The sequence below is a fragment of the Streptococcus sp. k-628 genome, assembly GCF_013277475.1.
Taxonomy (GTDB): Bacteria; Bacillota; Bacilli; order Lactobacillales; family Streptococcaceae; genus Streptococcus.
The window spans coordinates 1-14,171 of the sequence record NZ_VMMZ01000023.1; the positions used below are offsets into that span (position 1 = coordinate 1).

General features: G+C 38.3%; 12 protein-coding genes. All 12 read left to right on the forward strand.

What is annotated here, in order from left to right; genetic code table 11:
• Window positions 1–1,097: SIALI-17 repeat-containing surface protein (locus HT730_RS03665; protein WP_173306841.1), on the forward strand; the 1,097-nt coding region annotated here is incomplete at its 5' end.
• Between the two features lie 465 nt (window positions 1,098–1,562).
• Window positions 1,563–1,790 (forward strand): hypothetical protein, encoded by a 228-nt coding sequence (locus tag HT730_RS03670; protein WP_173306842.1) that lies wholly within the window; start codon window positions 1,563–1,565, stop codon window positions 1,788–1,790.
• Window positions 1,791–2,078: 288 nt separating this feature from the next.
• Complete coding sequence (locus tag HT730_RS03675) at window positions 2,079–5,294, forward strand: SIALI-17 repeat-containing surface protein (protein ID WP_173306843.1); 3,216 nt, start codon at window positions 2,079–2,081, stop codon at window positions 5,292–5,294.
• A gap of 288 nt (window positions 5,295–5,582) precedes the next feature.
• On the forward strand, window positions 5,583–6,281 hold the full coding sequence (locus HT730_RS03680; RefSeq protein ID WP_173306844.1) for an N-acetylmannosamine-6-phosphate 2-epimerase: 699 nt from the start codon (window positions 5,583–5,585) through the stop codon (window positions 6,279–6,281).
• A gap of 18 nt (window positions 6,282–6,299) precedes the next feature.
• Window positions 6,300–7,817, forward strand: a complete 1,518-nt coding sequence (locus HT730_RS03685) for a PTS transporter subunit EIIC (protein WP_000477437.1) — start codon at window positions 6,300–6,302, stop codon at window positions 7,815–7,817.
• A 229-nt stretch (window positions 7,818–8,046) separates the two neighbouring features.
• A complete protein-coding gene (locus tag HT730_RS03690; protein ID WP_173306845.1) occupies window positions 8,047–9,375 on the forward strand; it encodes an ABC transporter substrate-binding protein in 1,329 nt (442 codons plus the stop codon).
• Window positions 9,376–9,596: 221 nt separating this feature from the next.
• Window positions 9,597–10,463 (forward strand): sugar ABC transporter permease, encoded by an 867-nt coding sequence (locus HT730_RS03695; RefSeq protein WP_173306856.1) that lies wholly within the window; start codon window positions 9,597–9,599, stop codon window positions 10,461–10,463.
• A gap of 15 nt (window positions 10,464–10,478) precedes the next feature.
• A complete protein-coding gene (locus HT730_RS03700) occupies window positions 10,479–11,318 on the forward strand; it encodes a carbohydrate ABC transporter permease (RefSeq protein ID WP_020901679.1) in 840 nt (279 codons plus the stop codon).
• Between the two features lie 125 nt (window positions 11,319–11,443).
• Complete coding sequence (locus tag HT730_RS03705; protein WP_054363865.1) at window positions 11,444–11,896, forward strand: YhcH/YjgK/YiaL family protein; 453 nt, start codon at window positions 11,444–11,446, stop codon at window positions 11,894–11,896.
• Between the two features lie 255 nt (window positions 11,897–12,151).
• On the forward strand, window positions 12,152–12,346 hold the full coding sequence (locus tag HT730_RS10450; RefSeq protein ID WP_025169385.1) for a hypothetical protein: 195 nt from the start codon (window positions 12,152–12,154) through the stop codon (window positions 12,344–12,346).
• Between the two features lie 82 nt (window positions 12,347–12,428).
• Window positions 12,429–13,073: a YesL family protein gene (locus HT730_RS03710; protein WP_173306846.1), complete on the forward strand. Its 645-nt coding sequence runs from the start codon at window positions 12,429–12,431 to the stop codon at window positions 13,071–13,073.
• A gap of 173 nt (window positions 13,074–13,246) precedes the next feature.
• Window positions 13,247–14,164: a dihydrodipicolinate synthase family protein gene (locus HT730_RS03715; protein WP_004257797.1), complete on the forward strand. Its 918-nt coding sequence runs from the start codon at window positions 13,247–13,249 to the stop codon at window positions 14,162–14,164.
• The last annotated feature ends 7 nt before the right edge of the window (window positions 14,165–14,171 follow it).

Sequence of the window (14,171 nt, forward strand, 5' to 3'; positions counted from 1 at the left end):
CGGATGCTGAGATTCATCATCTTTCAGACTTTACAGGCGGAGTGAATGGAGGCGACTCACTTGTTACAGAAGTTCCAGAGTATACAGGAACACTACCAACAGTAGTAGAAGAAACAGTCCCAACAGTTGAAAAACATGATTTTACAGGTGGAGTGAATGGAGGCGACTCACTTGTTGCAGAAGTTCCAGAGTACAGAGGCTTCCTATTTACATTAGGTGATTCTCCAGCTCCTACAGTAGCTAAGCCAGAGTTTAGAGGCGGAGTGAATGGTTCGGATGCTGCGGTCCATCATCTTTCAGACTATACAGGTGGAGTTCCTTTCACTGAATCTTCTATAGTAGAAATGCCAGAGTATAAGGGTTCATTAGCAATAGCAGAAGAAACGGCCCCAACAGTTGAAAAACAGAACTTCACAGGCGGAGTGAATGTGGTAGCAAGTCCTATGCATGATAACAATAGAGATAGTAAGAATGAAGCAACAATGAAACAAGTTATCACAGGAATTGCTAGTTCACAACGTATTTTCAAAAATGAAGCAGGAAGTGTGCAAATTCAAGCTTCAGAAGAAGTATTGGAAAATGTGATAGGTGTTCAAATTCAAGAAGTTCAAGTTAGTGATCTAAGTTCATTAAACTATAAAGCATTTGATATTCAATTGAAGGATACAGCTGCTAGAACTGTTCAGCCTAACGGAAAAGTCCTAGTTATTTTTGCTATGGATCAGTCTGTTGAGAATGTTTATGGTGTAGATCCAGAAGGAAACCTATACACTATTGAATTCGAACAAAAAGATGGAAAGATTATTTTTGAGATTAGCAATTCTAGTATTTATGCGATGACTTTCCGACACTCTATTGACAATCCACTATTTAAAAATGCTACAAAAGATAAAAAAGAAGAGGAGCTTGCACCATCACCTAAATTGTTATCTACAAATGATAACTCAGTATTTAGTCAATCAGAGAATAAAGTAGGTAACAATGAACAGGCTAAGTTACCAGATACAGGTGAGAATAAATCAATAACAACAGTTTTGCTTGGTTTTGTGGGAATTATTTTCGGAGTTATGATTTCCTATAAACGAAAGGGTAGTTAACTTTGTCTAAAATCTCACTTTGAACTTTTATGTTCATATAAAATAAACCAGTCTAGAGTCCTGAAAAATGTGGGAATTCTAGGCTGGTTTTATTGATATAGATTGAGATAGAATATGAACAAATCGATTAGGGAATTTAAAGCAATTTCTAGAAATGCTTTAGAAGCAGTATAGTACTATTCTATATTCAATCTACTATAAAAATAATAGATGTGAATTTTTTCCCTACGGAAACTACTTTCAGAAACAGTTGTTCTATAAAATACTTTTGAAACTGAAATCTATTCTATCACACATTGTTGAAAGCGTTTTAAAAACGAGGTATAATAAATTTGCTAACACTTATAAAAAGTGATAGAATCTTATCTTTATGTATATTTAAAGATAGATTGCTGTAAAAATAGCACCAACTATGCGAAATGATAGATAGAGAGAAGGTATTGAAGCTTAGAAAAGGGGAATAATATGATACTTAAAGCATTCAAGACAAAAAAGCAGAGAAAAAGACAAGTTGAACTACTTTTGACAGTTTTTTTCGACAGTTTTCTGATTGATTTATTTCTTCACTTATTTGGGATTGTCCCCTTTAAGTTGGATAAGATTCTGATTGTGAGTTTGATTATATTTCCCATTATTTCTATAAGTATCTATGCTTACGAAAAGCTATTTGAAAAAATGTTTGATAAGGATTGAGCATGAAGTATGATGGAAATAGTATAAGTTTATGTCCAATTATTTGGTTATAAAGAGATATTTTAGTTTAATTACAGAGGTGTCCTGGTAAATAAACTAGATTGACAGGAGTCTGATTGGAGAAAGGAGAGGGGGAAATTGACACCGATTTGAGATAGTTTGTGTATTTCATTTTTGTCATTTAAATGAACTGTAGTAAAAGACAGTTAAGAAAAGACAAACTAAGTGTATTTTCTGGAGTAAATGTCTTATTTCAGAATTCGGGATATAGATATAGAGAGGATCAGTATGAATCAGAGTGTTCAAGAACGTAAGTGTCGTTATAGCATTAGGAAACTATCGGTAGGAGCGGTTTCTATGATTGTAGGAGCAGTGGTATTTGGAGTAAATCCTGTATTGGCAAATGAACAAGGAAACTCAACTGTAACCGTTGCTGAGAATAATAATCAAGGATTATCAGAGTTACTAGGAGAAGTTTCTTCAGAAAGTCTTGTTCATTTAGATAGTGAACTAGCTGGAAAATTGGGAACATCGAAAGATAATGGTGTGGAAGTTGATCAGGATAAGTTGAAGAAAAATGAGACTACTGAAGCAGAGACGACCCCTTCAACAAATACACCTGTAGCTGAAAATACACTAGCTCCTGATGATGAACAAGAAGTAGATTCTGCAACTTCTGAAGCAAGTAACAAGGAGCAAGATAAAGAAGAAATGAGCGTGATTCCTAGAGATTACTATGCTAGAGACATCGAAAACGCAACTCCAGTAGTGGAAAAAGAAGATGTTGAAACCAATGCAACGAATGGTCAGTCAGTTAATCTTTCAAGCGAATTAGAAAAGCTAAAGAAACTTGAAAATGCAACAGTGCATATGGAGTTCAAGCCAGATGCATCTGCACCGCGTTTTTACAATCTTTTCTCTGTATCAAGTGATACCAAGGAAAATGAATACTTCACCATGTCAGTCTTAGATAATACAGCTTTAATCGAAGGTCGTGATGCAAATGGTGCACAATTTTATGATAAATATACCGATGCGCCATTAAAGGTTCGCCCGGGTCAGTGGAATTCAGTTACCTTTACTGTGGAAAAACCAACAACTGAAGTCCCTACTGGAAGAGTTCGTCTGTATGTAAATGGTGTCTTATCCAGAACAAGTCTAAAATCTGGGAAATTCATCAAAGATATGCCAGATGTGAATCACGTTCAAATCGGAGCGACCAAACGAGGAAGCAAGACAGTTTGGGGCTCAAATCTACAAGTTCGTAATCTAACAGTCTACGACCGCGCCTTAACACAAGATGAAGTTCGAACACGCAGTCAATTATTTGAAAGAGGAGACTTGGGGCAAGAACTTCCAGAAGGGGCTGAAATTTCTAAAAAAACAGATGTTTTTACGGCGGGGAAAAATGGGCAACCAAATCAAGATGGTATTAATAGCTATCGTATTCCAGCCCTCCTCAAGACTGACAAGGGAACTTTGATTGCTGGAGCTGACGAACGCCGCTTACACCACTATGACTGGGGTGATATCGGTATGGTCGTTAAACGAAGTGAAGATAAGGGCCAAACATGGGGCGACCGCATCACTCTTACGAATCTACGTGACAATCCAAAAGCCAAGGATCCAAACATTGGTTCACCAGTAAACATCGATATGGTTTTAGTTCAAGATTCGGAAACCAAACGAATCTTCTCAGTTTACGATATGTTCCCAGAAGGTAAAGGGATCTTTGGAATGTCCGCTGAAAAAGAGGAAGCCTACAAAGAAATTGGTGGTAAGACCTACCAGATCCTCTATCGTGAAGGAGAAGAGGAGGCCTATACAATTCGTGAAAATGGGGTTGTCTACACACCAGATGGTCAGGTAACTGATTACCGTGTTGTTGTAAATCCAGTCAAGGCGGCCTATAGTGATAAGGGAGATCTTTATCAGGGTGAGCAACTATTAGGAAATATCTACTTCACAAGCAATAAAACTTCTCCATTTAGAATAGCTAAAGATAGCTACCTATGGATGTCCTATAGTGATGATGATGGTAAGACTTGGTCTGCACCACAAGATATTACTCCAATGGTCAAAGCTGATTGGATGAAATTCTTAGGCGTGGGACCTGGGGTGGGAATTACCCTCCAGAATGGACCTCATAAAGGTCGGATTGTCGTTCCTGTCTATACGACAAACAGAACCAACCACCTTAACGGTTCTCAATCATCTCGTATCATATATTCCGATGACCATGGTAAGACTTGGCATATGGGTGGTGGTGTCAATGACAACCGTACACTTTATGATGGTACGGTAGTTGATTCAAGCAACATGAACAACTACTATGCTCAAAATACAGAAGCTTCTGTTGTTCAGCTGAACAATGGTCAATTGAAACTCTTTATGCGTGGTTTGACAAATGATTTGCAAGTTGCGACAAGTTATGATGGTGGTATTACATGGGACAACTATGTAGCACGCTATGATGTACCTGATGTTTATGTTCAAATGGCGGCGACTCATACAGTTCAAGATGGTAAAGAGTATATCCTTCTAGCAAATGCTAATGGACCAGGTCGTAAGAATGGCCATATTCGAGTGGCTCGCGTAGAAGAAGATGGCGAGTTGACTTGGTTGCATCATCATTTGATTCAAGAGGGCGAGTATGCTTATAACTCACTTCAACAAATCGGTCCAAAAGAATTTGGTCTTTTGTACGAACATTATGAAGCTGGTGGAAATCCTTATACTCTATCCTTCAAGAAATTCAATTGGGATTTCTTAACGAAGGAAAGAATTTCTCCTAAAGAAGTAAAAGTCAAATCTGTTATTGAAAAATGGTCAGGAATTCTTGCAGTAGAGTTTGATTCAGAAGTTTTGGTTAACAAAATCCCAACACTTCAGTTGGCAAATGGAAAAAAAGTAAACTTCATGACTCAGTATGATACTAATACTCTGCTTTTTAAAATAGACAAGTCAGATCTGGGCCAGGAAATAACTGGACTTGCTTCTGGAGTAATCGAGAGTATGCACAATCTTTCAGTTAGTCTTGAAGGAGCAGGTATTCCTGGAGCAGTCAATGGTAGCGAAGTAGCTGTACATGAAGTTCCAGAATTCACAGGTGGCGTTAATGGTGTAGAAGCAGCTGTACATGAAGTTCCAGAATTCACAGGTGGTGTTAATGGTGACGAATCAACTGTAACAGAACTTTCTGAGCGCACTGAATCTATTGGAGCAGTAAGGGACGAAGTAGAACCAACAGTAGAAATCCCAGAATTCACAGGCGATGACATAAATGCAGTTGAAGCAGCCAAGAGCGAACTTCCAGAATATAAGGGTGAAGAACAAGCGCCTGTAACTCTAGTAGCACAGCAAGATAAGACTTATCATGTATCAGTAACCCAACAGCCAGCCCTGCCTGCAACAGGAAGCGAAGTTTCAACTTCTCTAGTATCTGTTGGAATTCTTGGTATGTTCTTGGGAATGTTAGGAATATCTAAGACAAAAGAAGATTAATGAACAATTAAATCTTAAAAGTTTCTATAAAAAGAATTAGACTTATACTTAGAGAGTCTGTAACACTTAGTTATTACAGGCTCTTTATTTATAGAGAACGAATATTATGATGGAAATAGAAGAACGGAAAATAATTCAAATGAGAATAATTTCTCTGAAACTACTTTCAGAAACAGCTGTTCTATAAAATACTTTTGAAACTGGAATCTATCCTACTACAAAGTATTGAAAGCGCTTCATAAATGATATATAATAAACTCATAAGAACAAAGAAAAGGAGGAAAGAGGATGCCACAGATTACTAAAGAAGCCTTGATTGCAAAAATCAAAGATGGAATCATCGTTTCTTGTCAGGCCCTTCCTCACGAACCGCTCTATACAGAAGCGGGAGGAGTCATTCCATTGCTGGTCAAAGCGGCTGAGCAAGGTGGAGCAGTCGGTATCCGAGCAAATAGTGTTCGCGATATCAAGGAAATCAAGGAGGTTACCAACCTTCCAATCATTGGGATAATAAAACGAGATTATCCACCGCAAGAACCCTTCATCACTGCTACTATGAAAGAAGTTGATGAACTGGCAGAACTGGACATCGAGGTCATTGCTCTGGATTGTACCAAGCGTGAACGCTATGATGGTTTGGAGATTCAAGAGTTCATTCGTCAGGTTAAGGAAAAATATCCTAACCAGCTCTTGATGGCTGATACAAGTACTTTCGAGGAAGGATTGGCAGCCGTTGAAGCAGGAATTGACTTTGTCGGAACAACCTTATCAGGCTACACATCTTACAGTCCTAAAGTGGATGGTCCCGATTTTGAATTGATCAAAAAACTCTGTGATGCTGGTGTAGATGTCATTGCAGAAGGAAAAATTCATACACCAGAACAAGCCAAACAAATCCTAGGATATGGAGTGCGAGGTATTGTTGTTGGTGGCGCTATTACTAGACCAAAAGAGATTACAGAACGCTTTGTTGCTGGTATCAAATAAGATGTAAGGGGGAATTTTATGTTTAAAGTTTTACAAAAAGTTGGAAAAGCTTTTATGTTACCTATAGCTATACTTCCTGCAGCAGGTCTACTTTTGGGGATTGGTGGTGCACTTTCAAACCCAACCACGATAGCAACTTATCCAATACTAGACAATAGTTTTTTTCAATCAATATTCCAAGTAATGAGCTCTGCAGGAGAGGTTGTATTCAGTAATTTATCACTACTTCTCTGTGTGGGATTATGTATTGGCTTAGCGAAACGAGATAAAGGAACCGCTGCGCTAGCAGGAGTAACTGGTTACTTAGTTATGACTGCAACGATTAAAGCTCTGGTAAAACTTTTTATGGCAGAAGGATCTGCAATTGATACTGGAGTTATTGGAGCATTAGTTGTCGGAATAGTTGCCGTATATTTGCACAATCGATATAACAATATTCAATTACCTTCCGCTTTAGGATTCTTTGGGGGTTCACGCTTCGTTCCTATTGTTACATCGTTCTCTTCTATCTTAATTGGCTTTGTCTTCTTTGTTATTTGGCCACCTTTTCAACAACTTCTTGTTTCTACAGGTGGATATATTTCTCAGGCGGGTCCAATTGGAACTTTTCTATATGGATTTTTAATGAGACTTTCTGGAGCAGTAGGCTTACATCATATGATTTACCCTATGTTTTGGTATACTGAACTTGGTGGTGTTGAAACTGTTGCAGGACAAACAGTGGTTGGAGCTCAAAAAATATTTTTTGCTCAATTAGCCGACCCGACTCATTCTGGATTATTTACAGAAGGAACAAGGTTTTTTGCAGGTCGTTTCTCAACAATGATGTTCGGTTTACCGGCTGCCTGTTTAGCGATGTACCATAGTGTTCCTAAAAATCGTCGTAAAAAATACGCGGGTCTGTTTTTTGGAGTTGCTTTAACATCTTTTATTACCGGTATTACAGAACCAATTGAATTTATGTTTCTATTTGTCAGTCCGGTTCTATATGTTGTACACGCATTCCTTGATGGTGTCAGCTTCTTTATTGCAGACGTCTTAAATATTTCAATAGGAAACACATTCTCAGGAGGTGTAATCGATTTTACTTTATTTGGAATTTTGCAGGGGAACGCTAAAACGAATTGGGTTCTTCAGATTCCATTTGGACTTATTTGGAGTGTTCTGTATTATATTGTTTTTAGATGGTTCATTACTCAATTCAACGTTCTAACGCCAGGACGAGGAGAAGAAGTAGATTCTAAAGAAATTTCTGAATCCACAGATTCAACTTCAAATACTGCAGATCATTTAAAACAGGATAGCCTACAAATTATCAGAGCGTTGGGTGGATCAAATAATATAGAAGATGTAGATGCTTGTGTGACACGTTTACGTGTAGCTGTAAAAGAAGTTCATCAAGTTGATAAAGCACTTTTAAAACAAATTGGTGCAGTTGATGTCTTAGAAGTGAAGGGTGGTATTCAAGCAATATATGGAGCAAAAGCAATCTTATATAAAAATAGTATTAATGAAATTTTAGGTGTAGATGATTAATACTCAATGAAAATCAAAGAGCAAACTGGGAAGCTAGGCGCAGGCTATACTTGAGTACGCCAAGGCGAAGCTGGCATGGTTTGAAGAGATTTTCGAAGAGTATAAGTACTTACTGACTTAATAAAAAGCAGAGGAGAGTGGTGGATGTATCGGATGAAATGAAAACGCATACAAATACAATCTTACTCATTATCCAATATGGATACGCTTATTACATAGGAGAATACAGATGAAATTTAGAAAATTAGCTTGTACAGTACTTGCGGGTGCTGCGGTTCTTGGTCTTGCTGCTTGTGGCAATTCTGGCGGAAGTAAAGATGCTGCCAAATCAGGTGGTGACGGTGCCAAAACAGAAATCACTTGGTGGGCATTCCCAGTATTTACCCAAGAAAAAACTGGTGACGGTGTTGGAACTTATGAAAAATCAATCATCGAAGCGTTTGAAAAAGCAAACCCAGATATAAAAGTGAAATTGGAAACCATCGACTTCAAGTCAGGTCCTGAAAAAATCACAACAGCCATCGAAGCAGGAACAGCTCCAGACGTACTTTTTGACGCACCAGGACGTATCATCCAATATGGTAAAAATGGTAAATTGGCTGACTTGAATGACCTCTTCACAGATGACTTTGTTAAAGATGTCAACAATGAAAACATTGTAAAAGCAAGTAAGGCTGGAGACAAAGCCTACATGTATCCAATCAGTTCAGCACCATTCTACATGGCTATGAACAAGAAAATGTTGGAAGATGCTGGAGTTGCGAACCTTGTAAAAGAAGGTTGGACAACAGACGACTTTGAGAAAGTTTTGAAAGCGCTTAAAGACAAAGGCTACACACCAGGTTCATTGTTCAGTTCTGGTCAAGGGGGAGACCAAGGAACACGTGCCTTCATCTCAAACCTTTACGGAGGTTCTGTAACAGATAAAGATGTAACAAAATATACAACTGATGATCCTAAATTTGTCAAAGGTCTTGAAAAAGCAGCTAGCTGGATCAAAGACGGTTTGTTGAACAATGGTTCACAATTTGACGGTGGAGCAGATATCCAAAACTTTGCCAACGGTCAAACATCTTACACAATCCTTTGGGCGCCAGCTCAAAACGGTATCCAAGCGAAACTCTTGGAAGCAAGTAAAGTAGAAGTGGTAGAAGTACCATTCCCATCAGATTCAGGTAAACCAGCTCTTGAATACCTTGTAAACGGATTTGCAGTATTCAACAACAAAGACGACAAGAAAGTTGCAGCATCTAAGAAATTCGTTCAATTCATCGCGGATGACAAAGAATGGGGTCCAAAAGACGTTGTTCGTACAGGTGCCTTCCCAGTTCGTACTTCATTTGGAAAACTTTATGAAGATAAACGTATGGAAACAATCAGTGGTTGGACTAAATACTACTCACCATACTACAATACAATTGATGGTTTTGCAGAAATGAGAACTCTATGGTTCCCAATGTTGCAATCTGTATCAAATGGTGACGAAAAACCAGCGGACGCTTTGAAAGCCTTCACTGAAAAAGCTAACGAAACAATTAAAAAAGCTACAAAACAATAAGCACTAAATCAGATTGACTCCTCCCTTTTCCCTGTGCATAGTCTATGTAAGAAAAGGGAGGATTTTATTTGAAATGTAAGGAACTATCACGAAATTAAAATGAAGTTCTTACATAAGCGAATCTTAAAAAATTTCATTTTGATTTTAAAACAGTTCAAGAAAGTCAAAAAATTATTCTATTTGAAAGAGAGGTGCCAACTGTGAAAGTCAATAAAATTCGTATGCGGGAAACAGTGATTTCCTACGCTTTCCTAGCACCAGTATTATTCTTCTTTGTTATCTTTGTATTGGCTCCTATGATTATGGGATTCATTACAAGTTTCTTTAACTACTCAATGACTAAATTTGAGTTTGTGGGCTTGGACAACTACATTCGTATGTTTAAAGACCCTGTCTTTATGAAGTCCTTGATCAACACCGTTATTCTGGTTATTGGATCGGTTCCGATTGTGGTTCTATTCTCACTCTTTGTAGCATCTCAGACCTATCACCAAAATGCCATTGCCAGATCCTTCTATCGTTTCGTCTTCTTCCTTCCTGTTGTAACAGGTAGTGTTGCCGTAACGGTTGTATGGAAATGGATCTACGACCCACTATCAGGGATTTTAAACTTTGTCCTTAAATCAAGTCATATCATCAGCCAAAACATTTCTTGGTTGGGAGATAAAAACTGGGCTTTGATGGCGATTATGATTATCCTTTTGACAACATCTGTTGGTCAGCCGATTATCCTTTATATCGCTGCCATGGGTAATATTGACAATTCACTGGTTGAAGCAGCGCGTGTTGACGGTGCGACTGAATTGCAAGTTTTCTGGAAGATTAAATGGCCTAGTCTCCTTCCAACAACTCTTTACATTGCAATCATTACAACAATCAACTCATTCCAGTGTTTCGCCTTGATTCAGTTGTTGACATCTGGTGGTCCAAACTACTCAACAAGTACACTTATGTACTACCTTTACGAAAAAGCCTTCCAATTGACAGAGTATGGCTATGCCAACACCATAGGTGTCTTCTTGGCAGTCATGATTGCTATCGTAAGCTTTGTTCAATTTAAAGTACTCGGAAACGACGTAGAATACTAAAGAAAGGAGACAGCTATGCAATCTACACAAAAGAAACCTTTAACAGCTTTCACTGTTATTTCAACTATTATCTTGCTCTTGTTGACCGTGCTGTTCATCTTTCCATTCTACTGGATTTTGACAGGTGCCTTCAAATCACAACCTGATACCATTATGATTCCGCCACAATGGTTCCCTAAAATGCCAACTATGGAAAACTTCCAACAACTCATGGTACAAAACCCTGCTATGCAGTGGATGTGGAACTCTGTATTTATCTCATTGGTAACCATGTTCTTAGTCTGTGCGACCTCATCTCTAGCAGGTTATGTATTGGCTAAAAAACGTTTCTATGGTCAACGTATCCTATTTGCCATCTTTATCGCTGCCATGGCGCTTCCAAAACAAGTTGTCCTTGTACCATTGGTACGTATCGTCAACTTCATGGGAATCCATGATACACTTTGGGCAGTTATCTTGCCTTTGATTGGATGGCCATTCGGGGTCTTCCTCATGAAACAGTTCAGTGAGAATATTCCTACAGAGTTGCTTGAATCAGCTAAAATCGATGGGTGTGGTGAGATTCGTACCTTCTGGAGCGTAGCCTTCCCAATTGTGAAACCAGGATTTGCGGCTCTTGCAATCTTTACCTTCATCAATACTTGGAACGACTACTTCATGCAGTTGGTTATGTTGACTTCACGTCAAAACTTGACTATCTCACTTGGGGTTGCGACCATGCAGGCTGAAATGGCAACCAACTATGGTTTGATCATGGCAGGAGCTGCCCTTGCTGCTGTGCCAATCGTAACAGTCTTCCTTGTCTTCCAAAAATCCTTCACACAGGGTATTACTATGGGAGCGGTCAAAGGATAAGAAACGATTTCTTTTACAGTATCAATTTGCTATTGCTAGCACTATCTAAAAGCCTCCGACAGTAAATGACACTGTTGGAGGTGTTAGTTTTAATCGCTTAATGACGATTTTTAAAGGAGAAAATAATGATTTTTGACGATTTGAAAAATATTAGCTTCTATAAAGGGATTCATCCCAATCTTGACAAGGCAATTGATTATCTTTATGAACATCGTAAAGATTCATTCGAGTTAGGAAAATATGATATTGATGGAGACAAGGTCTTTCTAGTTGTTCAAGAAAATGTCCTAAATAAAGCTGAAAATGACCAGTTTGAACATCACAAGAACTATGCAGACTTGCATTTGTTGGTAGAAGGGCATGAATATTCGAGCTACGGTTCACGTATCAAAGATGAAGCAGTAGCATTTGACGAAGCAAGTGATATTGGCTTTGTTCATTGTCATGAACACTACCCACTCTTGTTGGGTTATCACAATTTTGCAATTTTCTTTCCAGGAGAACCACACCAGCCAAATGGCTATGCAGGTATGGAAGAGAAGGTTCGCAAATATCTCTTTAAAATCTTGATTGATTAAAAATAGGATGAATTGTCTTTTTGTAAAGCTTTGATTATGCTCTACCATGAAATTTATCTTTGTAAGGTAAATAAGGTCTTATTGTCAGTATCTTTATTCAGAAATGCTATTGGTATGGCAGGATTGAAGTTCAGCAAAGTCTTTATGGCTGCGGGAGCAAGAGTAGGATTACTGACCAAAATTTCTAGAAGGATTTTACAAATAGCTGTGAATATAGCTGATGTATATGGTTGTATAAACTTTTAAAATGTGAGAATGAAAGCACTTTGTATTTTTTTATTGAATATGTTAGCTTGGACAGTGCTTGCAATGATAGTCCGTGGAGGGCTAGATGGATTTAATGAGCATACTTGGAGTACTATTTTAATTGCTTCGCTGTCCGGGATATATATAGATTATATGTCCATAGATAAAAATAGAAAAAAGTCCAAAAGAAAAAAGAAAAAATAGCTTTGTTCATGGTAGGGACTTATGAAAGCTTTACTGATAAAAAAGAAAATAGTTTACAAAGAAAAATGATGGGGGAGCAAAGATGTCACAAAAAGGAAGAAGTCTCATCAAGGCTGCATTTGATACAGATAATTTTCTAATGCGAATTAGTGAGAAGGTTTTAGATATTGTAACAGTCAATCTTCTCTTTGTAGTAACTTGTTTGCCAATCGTAACGATTGGGGTAGCCAAAATTAGTCTCTACGAGACCATGTTTGAGATTAAGAAGAGCAGACGGGTGCCTGTATTTAGAATCTACCTAAGAGCTTTCAAGCAAAATCTGAAATTGGGGTTTCAGCTGGGTTTAATGGAGTTAGGAATTGTGTTTCTTACCCTTTCAGATCTCTATCTTTTCTGGGGTCAAACAGCTCTGCCTTTCCAATTGGTGAAAGCTATTTGTCTAGGTATTCTGATTTTTCTTACTATTGTGATGTTGGCTAGCTATCCAATCGCTGCGCGCTATGACCTATCTTGGAAAGAAATTCTCCAAAAAGGATTGATGTTGGCTAGTTTTAATGCTCCTTGGTTTATCTTGATGATTGCAATTATCTTTTTGATTTTGATGATTCTATATCTATCAGCCTTTACCCTTCTATTGGGAGGATCAGCTTTTATTCTCTTTGGTTTTGGACTTCTTGTTTTTTTACAAGTGGGAGTGATGGAAAAGCTATTTGCTAAGTATGAGTAAGGGGTGCAATTATTTCTGAAACTACTTTCAAACGCTCCAAGCGCTATTCTATAAGCGAGAAACTAAAATCTAAGTGTCTATAAGATATTGAAAGCCTTTTCGGTAAAGTGTATACTAAAGAAGTAAAGAAAGAATCTGCTTTAGCAGAAAATAAAAATAATAGGAGAAAATCTATGTCAGATTTGAAAAAATACGAAGGTGTCATTCCAGCCTTCTACGCATGTTATGATGATCAAGGAGAAGTAAGTCCAGAGCGTACGCGTGCCTTGGTGCAATACTTCATTGATAAAGGTGTTCAAGGTCTTTATGTCAATGGGTCTTCTGGTGAATGTATTTACCAAAGCGTAGCAGATCGCAAGTTGATTTTGGAAGAAGTCATGGCAGTTGCCAAAGGTAAATTAACTATTATTGCCCATGTTGCTTGCAATAATACGAAAGATAGTATGGAACTAGCTCGCCATGCAGAAAGCTTGGGTGTAGATGCCATTGCAACGATTCCACCAATTTACTTCCGCTTGCCAGAATACTCAGTCGCTAAATACTGGAACGATATTAGTTCTGCAGCTCCAAACACAGACTATGTCATCTACAACATTCCTCAATTGGCAGGGGTTGCTTTGACTCCAAGCCTTTACACAGAAATGTTGAAAAATCCTCGTGTTATCGGTGTTAAAAACTCTTCTATGCCAGTTCAAGATATCCAAACTTTTGTTAGCCTTGGTGGGGAAGACCATATTGTCTTTAACGGTCCAGATGAACAGTTCCTAGGTGGCCGTCTCATGGGTGCTAAAGCTGGTATCGGTGGTACATATGGTGCGATGCCAGAACTCTTCTTGAAACTCAATCAGTTGATTGCTGACAAAGACTTGGAAACAGCGCGTGAATTACAGTATGCTATCAACGCTATCATTGGTAAATTGACTGCTGCACATGGAAATATGTACGGTGTGATTAAGGAAGTCTTGAAAATCAATGAAGGCTTGAATATTGGTTCTGTTCGTTCACCATTGACACCAGTAACGGAAGAAGATCGTCCAGTTGTAGAAGCAGCTGCAGCCTTGATTCGTGAAACCAAGGAGCGCTTCCTCTAATCCATAA

Excerpts from the sequence above, each read along its gene's own strand:
- HT730_RS03705 (WP_054363865.1), top strand. The coding sequence starts at position 11,444 with ATGATTTTTGACGATTTGAAAAATATTAGCTTCTATAAAGGGATTCAT.
- HT730_RS03695 (WP_173306856.1), top strand. The coding sequence starts at position 9,597 with ATGCGGGAAACAGTGATTTCCTACGCTTTCCTAGCACCAGTATTATTC.
- HT730_RS03690 (WP_173306845.1), top strand. The coding sequence starts at position 8,047 with ATGAAATTTAGAAAATTAGCTTGTACAGTACTTGCGGGTGCTGCGGTT.
- HT730_RS10450 (WP_025169385.1), top strand. The coding sequence starts at position 12,152 with ATGAAAGCACTTTGTATTTTTTTATTGAATATGTTAGCTTGGACAGTG.
- HT730_RS03680 (WP_173306844.1), top strand. The coding sequence starts at position 5,583 with ATGCCACAGATTACTAAAGAAGCCTTGATTGCAAAAATCAAAGATGGA.
- HT730_RS03715 (WP_004257797.1), top strand. The coding sequence starts at position 13,247 with ATGTCAGATTTGAAAAAATACGAAGGTGTCATTCCAGCCTTCTACGCA.
- HT730_RS03700 (WP_020901679.1), top strand. The coding sequence starts at position 10,479 with ATGCAATCTACACAAAAGAAACCTTTAACAGCTTTCACTGTTATTTCA.
- HT730_RS03685 (WP_000477437.1), top strand. The coding sequence starts at position 6,300 with ATGTTTAAAGTTTTACAAAAAGTTGGAAAAGCTTTTATGTTACCTATA.
- HT730_RS03675 (WP_173306843.1), top strand. The coding sequence starts at position 2,079 with ATGAATCAGAGTGTTCAAGAACGTAAGTGTCGTTATAGCATTAGGAAA.
- HT730_RS03710 (WP_173306846.1), top strand. The coding sequence starts at position 12,429 with ATGTCACAAAAAGGAAGAAGTCTCATCAAGGCTGCATTTGATACAGAT.
- HT730_RS03670 (WP_173306842.1), top strand. The coding sequence starts at position 1,563 with ATGATACTTAAAGCATTCAAGACAAAAAAGCAGAGAAAAAGACAAGTT.